18 protein-coding genes are annotated in these 18,984 nt (G+C 33.4%); 3 read left to right on the top strand and 15 right to left on the bottom strand.

Going from position 1 to position 18,984, the window contains the following annotated elements; genetic code table 11:
* Window positions 1-120: 120 nt before the first annotated feature.
* A complete protein-coding gene (gene typA / locus D9V42_RS08480; protein ID WP_107555788.1) occupies window positions 121-1,968 on the bottom strand; it encodes a translational GTPase TypA in 1,848 nt (615 codons plus the stop codon).
* A 99-nt stretch (window positions 1,969-2,067) separates the two neighbouring features.
* Between typA and D9V42_RS08475 the strand changes: the two genes are divergently transcribed.
* Entirely contained in the window at window positions 2,068-2,259 is a 192-nt protein-coding gene (locus D9V42_RS08475; protein ID WP_017724160.1) for a DUF5325 family protein, read from the top strand.
* Window positions 2,260-2,361: 102 nt separating this feature from the next.
* On the opposite strand, the gene D9V42_RS08470 is transcribed toward D9V42_RS08475, so the two are convergent.
* The gene (locus tag D9V42_RS08470; RefSeq protein WP_122064426.1) at window positions 2,362-3,177 is read right to left on the bottom strand and encodes an inositol monophosphatase family protein; all 816 of its coding nucleotides are present in this window, start codon (window positions 3,175-3,177) and stop codon (window positions 2,362-2,364) included.
* A 266-nt stretch (window positions 3,178-3,443) separates the two neighbouring features.
* On the opposite strand from D9V42_RS08470, the gene D9V42_RS08465 reads away from it, so the two are divergent.
* Complete coding sequence (locus D9V42_RS08465) at window positions 3,444-4,055, top strand: YktB family protein (protein WP_107555786.1); 612 nt, start codon at window positions 3,444-3,446, stop codon at window positions 4,053-4,055.
* A gap of 617 nt (window positions 4,056-4,672) precedes the next feature.
* Here D9V42_RS08465 and D9V42_RS08460 read toward each other — a convergent pair.
* Window positions 4,673-5,182, bottom strand: a complete 510-nt coding sequence (locus D9V42_RS08460) for a DUF4064 domain-containing protein (RefSeq protein WP_107555785.1) — start codon at window positions 5,180-5,182, stop codon at window positions 4,673-4,675.
* 203 nt (window positions 5,183-5,385) lie between these two features.
* Here D9V42_RS08460 and D9V42_RS08455 point away from each other — a divergent pair, with 203 nt between their 5' ends.
* On the top strand, window positions 5,386-6,741 hold the full coding sequence (locus tag D9V42_RS08455; protein WP_122064424.1) for an Nramp family divalent metal transporter: 1,356 nt from the start codon (window positions 5,386-5,388) through the stop codon (window positions 6,739-6,741).
* 97 nt (window positions 6,742-6,838) lie between these two features.
* Here the strand turns inward: D9V42_RS08455 and auxB are convergent, their stop codons facing one another.
* The 12 genes from auxB to D9V42_RS08395 all read right to left on the bottom strand — a co-directional run bounded on the left by auxB (window position 6,839) and on the right by D9V42_RS08395 (window position 18,962).
* Complete coding sequence (auxB, locus tag D9V42_RS08450; RefSeq protein WP_122064422.1) at window positions 6,839-8,029, bottom strand: lipoteichoic acid stability factor AuxB; 1,191 nt, start codon at window positions 8,027-8,029, stop codon at window positions 6,839-6,841.
* A 72-nt stretch (window positions 8,030-8,101) separates the two neighbouring features.
* Window positions 8,102-9,175 carry an ABC transporter substrate-binding protein gene (locus tag D9V42_RS08445; protein WP_122064420.1) on the bottom strand — a complete coding sequence of 358 codons (1,074 nt, stop codon included), beginning with the start codon at window positions 9,173-9,175 and terminating at the stop codon, window positions 8,102-8,104.
* A complete protein-coding gene (locus tag D9V42_RS08440) occupies window positions 9,172-9,984 on the bottom strand; it encodes an ABC transporter permease (RefSeq protein ID WP_122064418.1) in 813 nt (270 codons plus the stop codon). Before D9V42_RS08440 ends, D9V42_RS08445 begins: the two co-directional genes overlap by 4 nt.
* Before the next feature lie 5 nt (window positions 9,985-9,989).
* On the bottom strand, window positions 9,990-10,793 hold the full coding sequence (locus D9V42_RS08435) for an ABC transporter permease (protein ID WP_107555780.1): 804 nt from the start codon (window positions 10,791-10,793) through the stop codon (window positions 9,990-9,992).
* Window positions 10,786-11,880 carry an ABC transporter ATP-binding protein gene (locus tag D9V42_RS08430; protein ID WP_122064416.1) on the bottom strand — a complete coding sequence of 365 codons (1,095 nt, stop codon included), beginning with the start codon at window positions 11,878-11,880 and terminating at the stop codon, window positions 10,786-10,788. The genes D9V42_RS08435 and D9V42_RS08430 overlap by 8 nt, the downstream gene beginning before the upstream one ends.
* Before the next feature lie 12 nt (window positions 11,881-11,892).
* Window positions 11,893-12,432, bottom strand: a complete 540-nt coding sequence (locus D9V42_RS08425) for a helix-turn-helix domain-containing protein (protein WP_122064414.1) — start codon at window positions 12,430-12,432, stop codon at window positions 11,893-11,895.
* Between the two features lie 167 nt (window positions 12,433-12,599).
* Window positions 12,600-12,872 carry a UPF0223 family protein gene (locus D9V42_RS08420; protein ID WP_017724149.1) on the bottom strand — a complete coding sequence of 91 codons (273 nt, stop codon included), beginning with the start codon at window positions 12,870-12,872 and terminating at the stop codon, window positions 12,600-12,602.
* 261 nt (window positions 12,873-13,133) lie between these two features.
* The gene (gene lpdA / locus D9V42_RS08415) at window positions 13,134-14,540 is read right to left on the bottom strand and encodes a dihydrolipoyl dehydrogenase (protein ID WP_107529741.1); all 1,407 of its coding nucleotides are present in this window, start codon (window positions 14,538-14,540) and stop codon (window positions 13,134-13,136) included.
* A 3-nt stretch (window positions 14,541-14,543) separates the two neighbouring features.
* Entirely contained in the window at window positions 14,544-15,842 is a 1,299-nt protein-coding gene (locus D9V42_RS08410) for a dihydrolipoamide acetyltransferase family protein (protein WP_107555853.1), read from the bottom strand.
* 133 nt (window positions 15,843-15,975) lie between these two features.
* The gene (locus D9V42_RS08405) at window positions 15,976-16,953 is read right to left on the bottom strand and encodes an alpha-ketoacid dehydrogenase subunit beta (RefSeq protein WP_017724146.1); all 978 of its coding nucleotides are present in this window, start codon (window positions 16,951-16,953) and stop codon (window positions 15,976-15,978) included.
* 3 nt (window positions 16,954-16,956) lie between these two features.
* The gene (gene pdhA / locus D9V42_RS08400; RefSeq protein ID WP_107555854.1) at window positions 16,957-18,069 is read right to left on the bottom strand and encodes a pyruvate dehydrogenase (acetyl-transferring) E1 component subunit alpha; all 1,113 of its coding nucleotides are present in this window, start codon (window positions 18,067-18,069) and stop codon (window positions 16,957-16,959) included.
* Window positions 18,070-18,335: 266 nt separating this feature from the next.
* Window positions 18,336-18,962, bottom strand: a complete 627-nt coding sequence (locus D9V42_RS08395) for a YkyA family protein (protein ID WP_122064412.1) — start codon at window positions 18,960-18,962, stop codon at window positions 18,336-18,338.
* Between the last annotated feature and the right edge of the window lie 22 nt (window positions 18,963-18,984).

Here is an 18,984-nt window from a genome sequence, read left to right as displayed (position 1 = left end):
TTTTTACAATCTGGCTTATTTACTAATATCGTATTATCACGCTATCGCTTTAATAATAAATAGAGCTGAGACGTTAATTTCCCAGCTCCACAATCATACTAAATTAAATTTAGTAGACTTTTATTCATCTTCTTGCATTAATTGTTTAATACGTTTTGCTTCTTTTTCACGAGCATTTTTTTCTAATACTGTTTTTCTAATACGGATATTTTCTGGTGTAGCTTCTACAAGTTCGTCGTCATTAATAAATTGTAACGCTTCTTCAAGCGTTAAAGTTCTAGGACGTTTCATAGTTACTGTTTGGTCTTTGTTTGAAGAACGTACGTTAGTTTGGTTTTTCTCTTTCGTAACATTGACTGTTAAGTCATTTTCACGATTATGTTCACCAACAACCATACCTTCATAAACTTCAGTACCTGGTTCCATGAAGTTAATACCACGGTCTTCTAAGCCCATAAGTGCATATGAACTTGCTTTACCAGTGTCTAATGATACTAATGCACCATTTCTTCTACCGCCAATACGACCTTTAACACGAGGTTTAAATTCTTCAAATGTGTGGTTTATAATACCATAACCACGCGTTTGAGACATAAATTCAGTAGTATAACCAATTAATCCACGTGCTGGTACCATAAAGATAATACGTGTTAAGCCATTATCTGTAGTTACCATATCTAACATTTCACCTTTACGTTGGCCTAATGATTCAATAACAGCACCTGTGTATTCTTGTGGTACTTCACATTGTACACGTTCAAATGGTTCACATTTTACGCCATCAATTTCTCTTAAAATAACTTGTGGTTTAGAAACTTGTAATTCGAAACCTTCACGTCTCATATTTTCAATTAAAATAGATAAGTGTAATTCACCACGACCGGCAACAATCCATTTATCTGGTGAATCAGTTTCTGTAACTTTTAATGACACATCTGTTTCTAATTGTTGATCTAAACGTTCTTGAATTTGACGAGATGTTACATAATCACCTTCACGACCAGCGAATGGAGAATTGTTTACTCTGAACGTCATTTCTAACGTTGGTTCGTCAATTCTTAATACAGGTAAAGCATCTCTATTATCTATTGGCGTAACAGTTTCACCAACGTTGATGTCTTCCATTCCTGATACAGCAATTAAGTCACCTGCATGTGCTTCATTAACTTCTTCACGTTTCAAGCCAAAGTAACCAAAGATCTTAGTTACACGGAAATTTTTAACTGTACCATCTAATTTAATTAGTGAAACGTTATCACCTACACGCATTGTTCCTCTAAACACACGTCCAACACCAATACGACCTAAATAATCACTATAATCTAGTAACGCCGTTTGGAATTGTAATGGCTCATCTCTATTATCAACAGGAGCAGGAACATAATCAATAATCGTTTCGTATAATGATTGCATGTTTTCGTCTTGTTTCTCTGGATCTAAGCTTGCTGTACCATTAACAGCTGAAGCATAGACAACTGGGAAATCTAATTGCTCATCATTTGCTTCTAATTCGATAAACAAGTCTAATACTTCATCAACGACACCTTCAGCTCTAGCTTCAGGTTTATCAATTTTATTAACTACAACTACTGGTTTTAAGTTTTGTTCTAAAGCTTTTTTCAATACGAAACGAGTTTGTGGCATTGTTCCTTCGTATGCGTCAACTACTAAGACAACACCATCAACCATTTTCATGATACGCTCAACTTCACCACCAAAATCGGCGTGACCTGGTGTATCTAAAATATTAATACGATTATCTTTATAATTTACTGCTGTATTTTTAGCAAGGATTGTAATACCACGTTCTCTTTCGATATCATTTGAATCCATTGCTCTTTCATCTACATGCTCATTCTCACGGAAAATTCCTGATTGTTTTAATAATTCATCTACAAGTGTCGTTTTACCATGGTCAACGTGAGCGATGATTGCTATATTACGCACATCTTCTCTTAATTTAGTCATTTTATACAATTTCCTTTCTCGAGTAAATTCCCACTTTTCTTTGCAACTTTTTTATTATATCATATAATTGGTTAAAGAAAACTATAAAGGTGTGGTATAATGCAACAAAAAAAATCCAAATCAATTTTCTGGGTACTCGCTATAGTAGCTATTGTCTTTTTACTATTATTCAGCTTTAGTATAGCTGCTACAAATGTTCCATTCATGATTTTAACATTTATATTATTCATTGCAACATTTGGTTACGGTTTCACATTAAAAAAGAAATATCGTGAAAATGATTGGCTGTAATTAAATGATTTTGACTATATTTAATAACTGAGTGTCCCATTCCTTCAAAACAGGATTGAGACGCTTTTTTTATAAGTTTATTTACAAAATATACACTAATGCTTAGTTTTTTAATCGCTGCTGTAATAATTCAATAATTTCGTTATTTTTTTGAAAATGATGTTCGATTAATTCAGAATGTAACTGTGCATTGGCCATAATAATTGAATTAGGTTCATAAATCGATAATGTATCGCCCATCAAATTTGTACCAAGCCCCCCTACTTCATTTAAAATAATCAAACCACCTGCGAAATCCCAAGGTTGTAATCTGGGGGTGACATAACCACCCAATTTTCCTGTCGCGACATGTATAATTTCTAAAGCTGCAGAACCATATGCTCGTGCACTCCTGGCTTCCTCTACTATAGGTTTGAACACTTCTCCTAGTCTCGGCTTTGTTAGCCAATTTGGATTAATTCCAATAATACTTGTCTTTAAAGGCGTGTTCTCGATTTTAGGTAACAATGTACCATTTTCATACGCACCTTCACCAGTTTTAGCATGATACAACACATCATTCATAACGTCATAGACAAAGCCAGCATATGGGTTCCCGTTATTATAAATACCAATAGATATTGCAAAATTTTCTTTTTGATGTACAAAATTTAACGTACCATCTATTGGATCGATGACCCAAACTACACCTGTTTCATCTTTTAAGTCATGCCCATGACCTTCTTCTCCAATCACTAAATGATTAGGATAAGTTTCTGTTATATTATCAAAAAGGTATTTTTCTGTAGCTTTATCGACATTTGTCACTAAATCGTTAGGATTAGATTTAGTTTCTACTTTTATATCTTCTTTCATTATTTTTCTAACATTAATTCCTGCTTCTAATATAAGTCCTTTGGCAAATTCATAGACAGTCATCGTATCAGCTCCTTATTCATTCTTCATTATACATTAACTAACTTTCAAAAAGATATTAACCAACCTTTATTATTTCAATCATTATACGAATTTAGAATAAGGTGAATTTAAGATTATTCAATATAGTTTATCTTTACCCTGTTCAAACATAGTGTACACAATGCGTAACAAATCATTTTCTATCTAAAAATAAGAAGCATGTAAAATGTCTATCTGAGTATAATGTGCTACAATACATACGAAAATAATGATTATAGGAGGCACAAATGACTCAATATACATTTAAACCTAAAGACTTCAAAGTATTTACAGTAGATGGCTTAGATGCCAGAATGGAAGCACTTAATAACCATATTAGACCACAATTGCACGCTTTAGGTGATTATTTCTCACAATATTTAGAAACTGCTACAGGTGAAGTTTTCTATCCACACGTAGCGAAACACGCTCGTCGAAGTGTTAATCCACCTAAAGATACCTGGGTAGCATTCGCAACTAATAAGCGCGGTTATAAAATGCAGCCTCATTTTCAAATAGGACTATTTGAAAATCAATTATTTATTATGTATGGTGTTATGCATGAGGCAAAAGATAAAGCACAACAAGTTATAGCTTTCGAAAATCAATTTGAAACATTAAAAAATCTTCCAAATGATTTTAGTATAAGCTTAGACCATATGAGCCAAGAAAAGACATACATACACGAAATGACCGATGAAGATATATACAAAGCGTTTAAACGTGTTAAAGAAGTTAAAAAAGGTGAATTTTTCGTAGCTCGTACGTTAGCTCCAGGCTCTGAAGTACTTAAGAGTGATAAATCATTTTTAGAATTTTTAGAAGACACCTTTGAATATCTATTGAAATTTTACAAATAAGTAAATAAAAGCGAAAGTATGATGATAGTCATTTTCTCTAAAATACTTGCACTATATTATTTTATTGTAAATAATTATTACATTAGAAGATTTTTGGACATAAATCCTCAAAAATAGCACTCAGATGATTCAATTCATCCGAGTGCTTCTTTTTTATTCAATGTTCGTATTGTTGACCCGCTTTCTTAGGGTATCAGCTTCATCCTGTATTCTGCAGCTTGTACCATCCCCTCAAGCATCTTGCCAAACTACATCACATTTATGTGTAATTTCACATTTTAAAAATAAGACCTTTACGTATAATTTAATAAACACTACTAAACTAAATTAACGAGGTGTCTTATGTATAAAGTTTATAACATGACTCAAATTACGCTATCAGTAGAAACTTCAATATTTCATACAATCAAAAAACATCAATTTCTATGTATACTCAGTAGAAATTGATGTTTATACTTTAGTCGGTGATAATTATGTCCCATCCCCAATCTTTATATTGGAATTGGCTTGAGCTTTCACTTTTTTAAAGGCCACTTCTAAATTTAGTGAGTTAGTGGTCATTATACGAGAGCACAAAATTTTGTAAATTGACTAAACATCATCTTGTCTAAAGTATTTTAGTAAATATATGGGTCATCCTCTTTTTTCTTTTTCATTTCATTTTCTGGGTTAATTTCTGCTTGTTTACGCTGATTATTTTGATTATCAAAATTCTGTTGAGAAAATGCTCTATCATTTTGATTGTCCCCATCATGTGGACCTTTTCTTACAAACAGCATGATCGCAACAACAAACCATAAAATCAGTGCAATAAAGTTTCCTGCAAATATACCAGTAATCGCTGCAATAATTAAAATACAGCCTGCTAATATACGATTTCCTTTAATAGTCAATGTCCCAATAATACCTAGTATCGTTGAAATAATTAAAAAGCTACCTTGGAAAATCATGGAAGTTTTAAATGCTTCAATCGACATTTCTACACCTTGTTGCTGATTCATCTCTTTAAATGTTTCTTGAAATTCTGGCACATTTAGGAAAGAAAATACAAGGATCATAAGTAACAAAAATAGTATGCTTAGACCATTTGCTATCCAGGCTGTGATTCTTTCAGCTTTTCTTTTCATCATCTTCCTCCTATTTTTTATTAATTCTATCATAGCAAATTTATATTAAGTAAAAAATCATCACGCCCTAATTGCTACGTATTTTTATTATATATGTTTAAATATAATAATTAATTCAGTAAAAATAAAATACCTTTTATCACACTATTTAGGTTGACCTAATATTTTTTTTGGAGTAATCTATGAAATATTAATAAATGTATATGGAGGTGAGGGTATTGAGCAAAACGATTCAATCCCATAATAAGAGTTTAGATGAAATCAATAATACGGTTTCAGTCAATACTCACGGCAAGTTTAGCCAAAAACTTTTTTCTTATTTAGGACCCGGCCTACTCGTAGCTGTAGGATATATGGACCCTGGTAACTGGATTACATCTATGCAAGGTGGTGCACAGTTCGGCTACATTTTGCTATTCGTGATTTTACTTTCAAGTCTTTCAGCCATGTTATTGCAAAGTATGACAGTGAGGTTAGGAATAGCAACAGGTATGGACTTAGCACAAGCAACAAAACACTATTTAAATAAACCGATTGCTTTTATATTTTGGATTATTGCAGAGTTAGCCATTATTGCAACAGATATAGCTGAAGTAATAGGTAGTGCAATCGCACTTGATTTACTCTTTGACATCCCTTTATTGGTGGGTGCATTAATCACTGTGTTAGATGTTTTTCTATTATTGTTCATAATGAAATTTGGCTTTAGAAAAATTGAAGCTATTGTAGGTACACTCATTTTTACTGTACTTGCTATATTTATCTTTGAAGTCTTTGTAGCTTCCCCACATGTATCAGAAGTTTTAAATGGGTTCTTACCTAGTAAGACAATTATCACAGATAACAGTGCACTCTTTATTGCTTTAGGTATAATTGGAGCGACAATCATGCCTCACAACTTATATTTACACTCATCCATTGTTCAATCAAGAATGTATGATCGTAAGAGCACTCAATCTAAAGCGCAAGCAATTAAATATGCAATTATAGATTCAAACATTCAATTGTCCATTGCTTTTGTGGTAAACTGCTTACTTTTAGTACTAGGCGCTGCGCTGTTCTTTGGTGTCAATTCTGATCAACTCGGTGGATTTTATGACTTATTCAATGCTTTACAAAATCAACCTATATTAGGCGCTTCATTAGGAGCAATTATGAGTACGCTGTTTGCTGTCGCATTACTAGCTTCTGGTCAAAATTCTACAATAACAGGGACAATGGCTGGTCAAATTGTGATGGAAGGTTTTATAAATTTAAAAATACCCAATTGGTTACGTAGATTGATTACTCGTTCAATTGCAATACTGCCAATCATATTATGTTTAATTATCTTTAAAGGCAATGAAGCAAAAATGGAACAATTACTAGTATTCTCACAAGTATTTTTAAGTTTAGCTCTACCCTTCTCTTTGATTCCCTTACAACTTTCAACAAATGATCATAGTTTAATGGGACAATTCATAAATAAATCATGGGTTAATATCATATCTTGGATCTTAATCATTATTTTAAGTTTATTAAATATATACTTAATTATACAGACTTTCCAAGAACTATAAACGAAATACAAAAAAGGAGCGAGACATCAGTCTCGTTCCTTTTTTAAGTTTCAAATGAACTAGCAAATCGCATAGCACATTCTAAAATATTTATATCTTATTTGTTGTTTTCTGAGTTGTCCGATTCAGGTGTTCCTTTACTATCATGTTCAGCTGTATCATCAACAGTTTGTGAAGTCATTTTTTTACGTTCTTCAAAATTTTGTCTGCGTTGATTTACTGCACTTGGTTGTTGTTTACGTCTTTCTTTCTCACGTTTTCTACGTTCTTTCTTTTCTTCTTTAATACGAGCTTTTTCTTCTGCTTTCTCTTGTTTCAATCTTGCCGCTTCTTCTGCTTGAGCTTGCTTACGACGTTGTTCTTCTTCGTACGCTTCTTGCTTTCTTCGTTGCTCTTCTTCATACGCTTCTTGTCTTCTCTGTGCAGCTTCTGCTTGAGCCTGTTCATCATACTCTGTTATTGTATCATCAACTTCAGTTTGACTTTGATTTGAAACTGCCTCTCCATTTTCATCATAAACATCACTTACTGGACCAAATTCATCTGTTGGTTGTTGATCATCTTCAGTTTGCTTTTTATGTTTATAATTGTATTTCGCTTGTCTCGAAAGTACTTGAGGTCCTTCATGTGCCTCTTGTGTATCAGCGTTTACTTTTTCTGCTACTTCAGAAGAATAGCCACCTCTTCTTAGCTGATTCTCTGTTCTCGTTTGTTGTTCAACGTCAGAAGTATGTTCCCTCTCACTATATTGCGGTGTTGGTTCAGCTTGTTGTTCATATTCTGAATAACGACCTTGGTACCCTTCACCATAATAAGTAGGCACCGTTTCCACCTTATCTTTACGCGCAAACATCATAACTGCTACGATTAAAAACAAGATTGGAATAATCAGCGGCACAAATAATAACACTAACGGCAACGTAACTATTGTAGCTAAGAGGAATAAAAATCCTGACAGCATTCTAATATTCATTGAGATAAGTGCTAAGAATGATAATAATAAACACACAATAAAGTAAACAATAATCGCCCACACACCATTTTGTAACCAAATCACAAATTGCGTCGTATTCAAACTGTTATTAGCTAAAATTTGCTGAACAAAATCATTCCCATTTAATGTAGTTTCTAAATTTTGTATTGATGTCTCACTACTAAAAGATACTAGTGCAATAAACATCGTAATAATGGTTAGTAATAATAAAAATACCCAGCTTAACCAACCTAATACTTTTTCTGCTAGTCGACTCACAGGACGTCTAACTTGAGTATATTGCTCTCCTGACATGTCTATACAACTCCTTATAATGCTTTCAAACTATTATAGCGAAAATACGCTAAAATAACTACTAACTTAGATTTATTTTAATGACATTTTAAAATTTAAAAATCTTTCGTTATATTCACTCAATGTTTCTTTTCCTAAATCTCTGTAAACTTCTAAGTTTTCTTGTGACGCTTGTGATGGATAAAAACGTTCATCATTTTTCACTTCATCTGGAAGTAAATGTCTTGCTGCTTTATTTGGTGTTGCATAACCAACCCATTCTGTATTTTGCTTATTATTTTGTGCGTCTAATAAGAAATTCATAAACTTATATGCGCCTGCTTTATTTTGAGCAGTTTTAGGTATTACCATATTATCAAACCATAAATTCGAACCTTCTTTAGGCACAACGTAATCAAATTCATCACTACCTTGAACCATAGGAGCAGCAACACCACTCCACACAACAGCAACATTCGCTTCATGTTGTTCTAGCATCATAGTAATTTCATCACCTACGACACCTTTAACGTTTGGACCTAAATGTCTTAAATTTTGTTCCGCTTTTTCTAGGTGTTGTGAATTCGTATCATTTAAACTGTATCCTAATTTGTTCAATGCTAAACCTATGACTTCTCTTGCACCATCTACTAATAATACATCATTACTATACTTTTTATTATATAATTGATTCCAAGAATCAAAATTGTCATTTGGGTATGCTTTTTTATTATAGATAATTCCTACAGTTCCAAAAAAATATGGCAATGAGTATTGATTATTTTTATCAAAAGACATATTCATGTAATCTGAATCTAAATTTTTGATATTAGGAATCTTATCATGATTTATTGGTAATAACATGTTTTGTCTTTTTAATTTTTGAACAGTGTATTCACTAGGAAAAGCGACGTCATAATGTGTACCACCGTTGCGTATTTTTGCTTCCATAGCTTCATTAGAATCAAAAGTTTCATAGATTACTTCAATACCTGTTTCCTTTTGGAATTTTTTAATTAAACTAGGGTCAATATATTCTCCCCAATTATAAACATAAATTTTTTCGCCATTTTTTGAATGGTCTTTCGCTGTAAACTTATGACTGATAAACAGACATATTAATCCAACAACAATTGAAACTATGATTAATTGTAAGAATCGCTTCATTGCTGTATACCTCGTTTCACTTGCTTTTTATGTTTCATCATATTTTGGATGATATAATAACCAAGAACACCTAACATAATGACTACGAATAATATTGTAGAAATAGCATTGATTTCCATGCTAATACCTTTTCTAGCCATAGCGTAAACTTCTACTGATAATACACTAAATCCATTACCAGTCACAAAGAAACTGACAGTAAAGTCATCTAGTGAATACGTGAGAGCCATAAAAAAACCACCAATGATTGCAGGCATCAGATGCGGTAACATTACTTTATTTAATACTTGGAATTCAGTTGCGCCTAAATCACGTGCTGCATTTAGTGTGTAATCATTCATTTCATAAAGTTTAGGTAAAACAATGATGACAACGATTGGTATACAGAATGCAATATGAGAAATTAACACAGTCTTGAATCCAAGCCCTAGACCTGTAAAATGACCAATAGCCGTAAACATAATTAAAAACGACGCACCGATAACAACATCTGACGAAACCATCAACACATTATTTAATGTTAACAATGAAACTTTTAATTTTTTATTTCTCAGATGAAATAAAGCAATGGCCCCCATCGTACCAATCACCGTTGCAAAGGCTGCGGCTAATAAAGCAACAGCAATTGTATTAAAAATAACTGCCATGAGACGTTCATTATTAAATAAAGATTGGTAATGTTCTAATGTAAATCCTTCAAAATGAATCATGTTACCCGCAGAATTAAAGGAATAAAGCATTAAAAATAAAATCGGGATATACAATACTGCCGTTAATATGTAGATATATAACTTACCATACCATTTCACTTGTTTCACCCTCTTCCATTCGAAGATTTAGTATTAGTAATAATCAAGACTAGCGCCATAAATATAATAAGGCATAGCGCAATCGTTGAACCCATCCCATAATTTTGAATTACAAGAAATTGCTCTTCAATCGCAGTTCCTATATTGATTACTTTATTTCCTGCAATTAATCTCGTTATCATAAACAATGATAATGCAGGAATGAACGTTACTTGAATACCTGTTAATATGCCTTGCTTAGTCAATGGAAGTATTACTTTTCTAAAAGTAGTAAACGGACTTGCACCTAAGTCACTAGATGCCTGTAATATATTATTAGGAATGTCTTTCATACTATTAAAAATAGGTAAAATCATAAATGGAATATAAATATAACTTGCTACAATTAAAAATGCAGGAACAGTAAACAATAAATCCATTTCAGGTAAATGTAATAATTTTAACATTTGATTGATAATACCATCATGACTCAATAACCCAATAAATGCATAGGTCTTCAGTAGTAAATTAATCCATGTAGGTATGATTAATATCAATAACCACAAATTTTGGAATTTTGAGGACCTAATAAAATAAGCTGCTGGATAACTGACTAACAATGTAATGAGTGTGATAACAGCTGCAAAAACTACTGAATCCCAAATCATACGAAAATATTTCCATGTTAGAATTTGCTTATAATTGTCAAAACTGAAATGCCCGTGTAAATCAAATAAGGAGAAGTACACAAGCAAAAGTACAGGAACTATAATAAATAGTATCATCCATAACACATAAGGAATGAATAAGAATTTGTTTATTTTACGCATGGTTATGCTCCTCATAACTTTCGATACGTTGATCAAATTCTGCTTCAGTTTCTCCTGGCACCATAATATGAATCGCTTCAGGATCAAAATATAAGCCAACTTTACTTCCTATTTCTGCTTTTTTAGTAGAATGAATCATCCATTCATAGCCTTTTCTGTCTATACAATTAATTTCATAGTGAACACCTCTAAATAACATCGAATCAACAGTGACCTCAAATAAACCATCTGCAGCTGCTATTAAACTAATATCTTCTGGTCTTATAACAACCTCAACCTTTTTCTGAGAATCTATGCCCATATCAACACAGTCAAAATCTTGACCATAAATGTTAACTAAGTAGTCATCAATCATTGTACCCTCAACGATATTAGATTCTCCTATAAAATCTGCCACAAAGCGATTGACTGGTTCATCATAAATATCAGTTGGTGTGCCGAATTGTTGAATTTTACCATCTTTCATAACAAAGATATAATCACTAAGTGCTAAGGCTTCCTCTTGATCATGAGTTACAAAAATAAACGTTATTCCTAATCTGGATTGTATCTCTCTTAACTCATATTGCATTTGTGTACGTAATTTTAAATCCAGCGCAGACAGCGACTCGTCTAATAAGAGTATTTCAGGCTCATTAACTATAGCTCGTGCAATTGCTATGCGTTGTTTTTGACCGCCACTCATACCGTCAATTGTGCGTGTCTCATACCCCGTTAATTTTACAAGCTGTAAAGCTTCTTGAACTTTCCTTTTAATTTCAGACTTACTCATTTTTTTAAGTTTTAATCCAAAAGCTATATTGTCATAAACATTAAGGTGTGGAAATAACGCATAATCCTGAAAGACTGTATTTACTTTACGTTTATTTGGCGGTGTTTGGTTTATTTTCTTGTTTTGATAAATAATCTCTCCATTATCTGCAGTTTCAAAGCCAGCAATGAGTTTTAATATGGTAGTTTTACCACAACCCGATGGTCCAAGCAGTGTATAAAAATGACCTGACTCTATATCAATATCAATCTTGTCTAAAATCTGTAAATCATCATAACTTTTACTTACAGATTTGAAAGATAATAAAGGTTTCATGTATATATCCTCCTATAAATAAGAAGCAGTAGCGACTATCATCACTTGCGCTTCTTCTGATGTTGGGTTTATTAATCTATGTAGCTGGTTAGCCTTAAAATAAAGCGCATCTCCTTCTACAGCATGGTGATCATCATCACCTAATTTCAAAGTAATTTGCCCTTTTAAACAATAGATAAAAGTATCTGATTCTGAAGGTTCAAAGTTTTTATATGAGGCGTTTCCTTTCAACGTTAGTAATAATGGTTCCATTTCAAATTCGTTAGACTGTGTAACCGGCCAATTTAATATATATCCTTTATCATATTCATCATAAGTAACTTGTGATGCCTTTTTATATAACACTTTTTCTGTTCGTGGTGCTTTGAAAAAATCACTTGGCGTCGTGCCCAATACTTCTAATATGTTCAAAAAGGTTTCCATACTTGGCGATGCATGTTGACTTTCTATTTGTGATATATAACCCTTTGATAAGTCAGTACGTTCTGCTAATTCTTCTTGTGTTAAATGTTTTATGATACGTAAATTCTTAATTTTTTTACCTATATCCATTAATTTCACCTTTTCAAAAAATTATAGTGAAAAAATTTTATTTTCATCATAACTATCATTTATGACCTTAAAAAAATAAAAAGCCATATTCTGTTTACTTTTATCAAACATTTTGTTTAATGCTTAATAAAAATATCAGAATATAGCTATTATGACAATAGTTATTTTTATTTTGCTGAAAAATATCTTTGTTCTGGTGAAGTTTGCACTGCTTTAACTACTTGATAACTGTTATAACCACTACTATTTTCAAATTCTTTAAAAATCTGTTTCTCTTCAGCTTTGCCGGGTACAATTTCTTTAAATTGCTTATAGCGATCTAGTACGCGTTGCCCTTCAACTTTAGATTCATAATAAGCTTCAACAGCATTGAAAAATGACACGACTTGCATCATCTCATCATTTGTCCAATCTAAATCTATTGGATATTGATATTCCATTATTCTTTACCTCCCATTCAACTGACCTATCTTCATTATATTTTAAACCAATACTTTGTATCATCTAAATGGTATATACAGAAAAAAATCCGAGACATCTATTTATGTCCCGGACTCAATTGTCATATTGGCAATACGTGATTACAATGAGCATAACTTAATTTAAGCTATGCTCAATCGCAAACGTTTTTACCAGAGTGTGATAACAAATACTTGTTATGTCACATTCTTTTTTTAACTTTAGTATGAAATTCTAAGAAATTACATTGTATGGATAGGTAATCCTAATGCTTTTTCAGCAGCTTCCATAGACATTTCACCTAATGTTGGGTGCGCATGAATAGTTAAAGATAAGTCTTCAGCATTCATACCTGCTTCAATTGCTAAACCTAATTCAGAAATAATATCTGAAGCACCAGTACCAACTACTTGAGCACCTACTAATGTATTATCTTCTTTAAGTGTTAACAATTTAACAAATCCAGTTGTATCATCTAATGATAAAGCACGACCATTAGCTGCATAAGGGAATTTAGAAGCTGTAACTGCTAAACCTTCTTCTTTAGCTTGAGCTTCAGTGTAACCTACAGTAGCAAGTTCTGGTTCAGTGAAACATACAGCAGGCATACCAATGTAGTCTACTTCAGATGCTTCTCCAGCGATTACTTCAGCAGCAACTTTAGCTTCATAGCTAGCTTTATGCGCAAGTGGTAAACCAGGAACGATATCACCAATTGCAAAAATGTTTTCAGCTGAAGTACGGCTTTGTTTGTCTACTTCTAATAATCCACGATCTGCAAATTTAAGGCCTAACTCTTCTAAGCCTAATTCGTCAGTGTTAGGACGACGTCCTACCGTAACTAATACGTAATCAGCATCGATTGTTTGTTCTTCGCCTTTTACTTCATAAGTTATTTTAACACCGTTTTCAGTTTCTTCAGCAGATTTAGCCATTGCTTCAGTTACAATTTCAACGCCTTTTTCTTTCATACCTTTTTTAACAGGTTGCGTCATTTGTTTTTCGAAACCGCCTAAGATGTCTTTTGCACCTTCTAAGATAGTAACTTCTGAACCAAAGTTAGCAAAAGCAGTTCCTAATTCTGAACCAATATAGCCACCACCAACGACAACTAATTTACCAGGAACTTCCTGTAAATTTAGAGCGCCAGTAGAATCGATTACGCGGTTACCAAATTTGAAGTTAGGGATTTCAATTGGTCTAGAACCAGTTGCAATAATCGCGTTTTTGAAGTTATAAGTTTGCGCACTTTTATCATCCATAACACGTAGGCTATTGTTATCAACAAAGTAAGCTTCACCTTTTACGATTTCAACTTTATTACCTTTTAATAATCCTTCAACACCACCAGTTAATTTCTTAACAACTGATTGTTTGAATTCTTGAACTTTATCAAATTTTAGTGAAACACTTTCAGCGATTACACCTAAATTTTCAGAGTTCTTAGTTTCGTCATAACGATGCGAAGCGTGTAATAACGCTTTTGAAGGAATACATCCTACGTTTAGACATACGCCACCAAGTTCGCCTTTTTCTACGATTGTTACTTTTTGACCTAATTGTGCTGCACGAATTGCCGCAACATATCCACCAGGTCCTGCTCCGATTACAATAGTATCTGTTTCAATTGGGAAATCTCCAACTACCATGTTTTACCCCTCCATTAATAATAATTCTGGATTATTTAATAAACGTTTAATATGATTCATAGCATTTTGTCCAGTAGCACCATCAATTTGTCTGTGGTCAAAGCTTAATGATAATGATAATACTGGAGCTGCAACAATTTCGCCATCTTTAACGATAGGTTTTTGTGCGATGCGTCCGATACCTAAGATTGCAACTTCTGGGTTGTTGATAACTGGTGTGAACCATTGTCCACCAGCTGAACCGATGTTACTGATTGTACAAGTAGCACCTTTCATTTCATCAGCTGCTAATTTACCGTCACGAGCTTTAACAGCAAGTTCGTTAATTTCATCTGAAATTGCAAACATAGATTTGCGATCAGCATTTTTAACTACTGGTACTAATAAACCTCTATCTGTATCAGCTGCTATACCAATATTCCAGTAATGTTTGTGCACGATTTCGCCAGCTTCTTCGTTGAATTCTGTGTTAAGTGCTGGATATTTTTTAAGTGCAGAAACAAGTGCTTTTACAACGTAAGGTAAGAAAGTTAATTTAGTACCTTGCTCAGCTGCAACTTCTTTGAATTTTTTACGGTGATCCCATAATTCTTGAACATCAATTTCATCCATTAATGTTACGTGTGGTGCAGTATGTTTTGAGTTAACCATTGCTTTAGCAATTGCCTTACGCATTGCAGGTATTTTTTCAGTAGTTTCTGGGTATTCACCTTCAGTTGAAACTGCTGCTGGTTGTGAAGCGCTTGTGCTAGTTGTTTCTTCGCTAGCAGCTGCTGCACTTTCGTTTGAAGCAGTTGATTGACCGCCATTTAAGTAAGCGTCAACGTCTTCTTTAGTAGTACGTCCGTTTTTACCTGAACCTGAAACAGCTTTAATGTTAACGCCTTTTTCACGTGCATATTTACGAACTGAAGGCATCGCTTTAACGCGTTTGCTTTCATCTACTTCTTCATCATTTGAAGATTGTGCAGGTGCTTCTGGTGTACTTTCTTCTGCTGGCGCCTCTGTTTCTTCGCTAGCAGCTTCGTCACTTTCGCTACCTTTAAATTGCATGTCTTCTGCATCTGGTGAATCGATTTTAACAATTGTATCACCAACAACTGCTACAGTACCTTCGTCTACTAAAACTTCTTCAACAGTACCTGAAACAGGAGATGGAATTTCTACAACTGATTTATCGTTTTGCACTTCAGCTAATACATCATCTTCTTCAATTGTATCTCCAGCTTTAACAAACCATTTTACAATTTCACCTTCGTGGATACCTTCACCAATGTCGGGTAATTTAAATTCAAATGCCACGTTATTATCCTCCTAAAAATTCATATTAAGTCAAAAATTAGAAAACAGGTTGAGATATACTACTCATACCTTCTTTGTTGTATATATAAACTTGAATGGAGTATCGTATACGCTACTCCATTCAATGAGTATATTAAAATTCTAATGTTTCTTTTGCTTTTTCAATGATATCGTTTTTGTTTGGTAACCAAACATTTTCAGCTTGTGTAAACGGATAGACAGTGTCAGCCGCTGCAACTCTTGCAATAGGAGCTTCTAATGAAAGAATTGAACGCTCAGCTAATTCAGATGCAACTGTTGCACCAACCCCTGCTTGACGTTGCGCTTCTTGAACTACTACCGCACGACCAGTTTTTTCAACTGAAGCGACAAGTGTTTCAATATCAATTGGTTGAACAGTACGTAAATCAATGACTTCTACTGAGTAACCTTCTTTTTCTAATTCTTCTGCTGCTTTTAATGACTCTTGTACCATTGCACCGTATGCAATCAGTGTGATGTCATTACCTTCTTGTTTTACGCTAGCTTTTCCGATTTCAATTGTGTACTCTTCTTCAGGTACTTCGTCACGGAAAGAACGATATAATTTCATGTGCTCTAAATATACAACTGGGTCATTACTTCTAATTGCAGAAATTAATAATCCTTTAGCGTCGTATGGATTTGAAGGGATTACCACGTGTAAACCAGGTGATTGAGCTAAAATACCTTCTAAGTTATCCGCGTGTAATTCTGGTGTATGCACGCCGCCACCAAATGGTGCACGAATTGTAACTGGAGCTTGTTTAGAGTTACCAGAACGGAAACGCGTACGCGCGATTTGTCCTGCTACAGAGTCGAATACTTCAAATACAAATCCTAAGAATTGTATTTCCATAACTGGACGGTATCCTTGTGTAGTTAACCCTAGAGCTAAACCACCAATACCAGATTCCGCTAAAGGTGTATCGAATACACGATCTTCTCCGAATTCTTTTTGTAAACCTTCAGTTACACGGAAAACACCACCGTTAACACCGACGTCTTCACCGAAAAGTAAGACATTTTCATCATTTTGTAATTCGGTTTTAAGCGCATTATTAATCGCTTGAACCATTGTCATTTGTGCCATCGGTTACTTCGACTCCTTCTCTTTATAAATTTCATATTGCTCAGCTAAATTTTGAGGCATTTCATCGTACATATTTTCCATCAAGTCAACAACTGTTTGTTTTTCAGTGTTGTCTGCTTCTTTAATCGCAGCTTTGATTTCAGATTTAGCACGTTCAATAACTTCGTTTTCTTTTTCTTCAGTCCATAAGTCTTTATTTTCAAGGAATTTTCTGAAGCGTACTAATGGATCCTTTTTCTCCCATTCAGAATCTTCATCAGATGTTCTGTATTTAGTTGGGTCGTCACCAGCCATTGTATGAGGACCATAACGATATGTCATTGTTTCAATTAAAGTTGGACCTTCACCATTTACAGCACGGTCACGCGCTTCTTTAGTTGCTTGATATACTGCTAATGCATCCATACCATCAACTTGGATACCAGGAATACCAACTGAGATTGCTTTTTGAGCTAATGTTGTAGCTGCTGTTTGTTTACTACGTGGTGTAGAAATCGCATAGTTGTTATTTTGAATAACGAAAATTGCAGGTGCTTTATAAGCAGAAGCAAAGTTAATACCTTCATAGAAATCACCTTGTGACGAACCACCATCACCAGTGTAAGTGATTGCTACAGCTTGTTTACCACGTTTTTTAATACCTAATGCAACACCAGCTGTTTGAACATACTGTGCACCGATAATAATTTGTGGACTTAGAGCGTTAACTCCTTCAGGCATTCTATTTCCTTTAAAGTGACCTCTTGAGAATAAGAAAGCTTCTGTTAAAGGTAAACCTTGCCAGATTAATTGTGGTACATCACGATAACCTGGTAAAATAAAGTCTTCTTGCTCTAAAGCATATTGTGAAGCTAATTGTGAAGCTTCTTGTCCTGCTGTTGGAGCATAGAAACCTAGTCTCCCTTGTCTATTTAATGAAATAGAACGTTGGTCAAGGATACGTGTCCATACCATTCTTTCCATTAATTCAACTAATTGCTCGTCTGACAATTCTGGTAATAAATCTTCATTAACAACATTGCCATCTTCATTCAAAATTTGAATCATTTCAAATTTAGATTCAGTATCATTCAATACCTTCTCTGCATCGAATTGGGCTTTTAATTTCTGAGCCATTCAATTCACCAAACCTTTCCCGTATAGTAGAAATTCATTTTATCCTATCACATTGTACCACAAAACTGTTACACTGTTAAACAATTTGAAAAAGTTCTGTAATACTCAAAATGGATACAGTTTTTCAATCTGTACTAATGAAAATTATAACACTGTACTACTAAAATTCTGTGGTTATTTCTAAAATCTTCCATTTAAATGTAAGCGCACCCAATTATTATGCTATAATCAATTAACACAAATTTCAAATGTATTGCATTCAATTTTTACGCAAGACTATCAACATCTTCTTTTTCTTGATTAACTTTGTTCATTGCATTTGAATATTTTTTAAACGCTTTATTCATATCTTTATATGATTTTGATACTGCTTCTGACTTTTTATCAATTTCAGATTGATCCACTTGATCACCTGAAGTGTACTTGAACATATCTTTTTCTTTAGTCAAAATATTTTTATAAGCTTTAGAATAATTGTCGTGCGCTTTGTACTTATCTTTAAGTGCATTATTCAATTCTTCAACTTCTTTTTTCTTTTGTTTATCACTTATGTTGTCGACATGCTCTTGTGCTTTTTTAAATTCTTTTTCAGAGTCATTAAGCGCTTTTTCTTCTTTTTTAAACTCTTTTTCTCTTTCTTCGACGTTATCCACTACTTTTTTTGAAGTTTTTTTAACTTCTTGCTGATCTTTTCCGTTTATTTCTTTTACTAATTTTTGTTTTTCTTGCTCAAGGCTATTTAATTTTTTACCTACTGATGAAACAGGTTTCTCTTCATCAAATGCTTTTTGTACTTTTTCATTGTAGTCTTTAATTTCACCTTTATCAGTTGTACAACCTGCGACTAACATTGTAGAAGCAATTACTGCACCGATGCCATATTTTAATTTCATTTTGAGAAATCCTCCTTTATTT

The sequence above is a fragment of the Staphylococcus pseudoxylosus genome, from assembly GCF_003697915.1.
Lineage (GTDB): Bacteria > Bacillota > Bacilli > Staphylococcales > Staphylococcaceae > Staphylococcus > Staphylococcus pseudoxylosus.
This window is presented reverse-complemented; position numbering and strand designations above follow the sequence as displayed.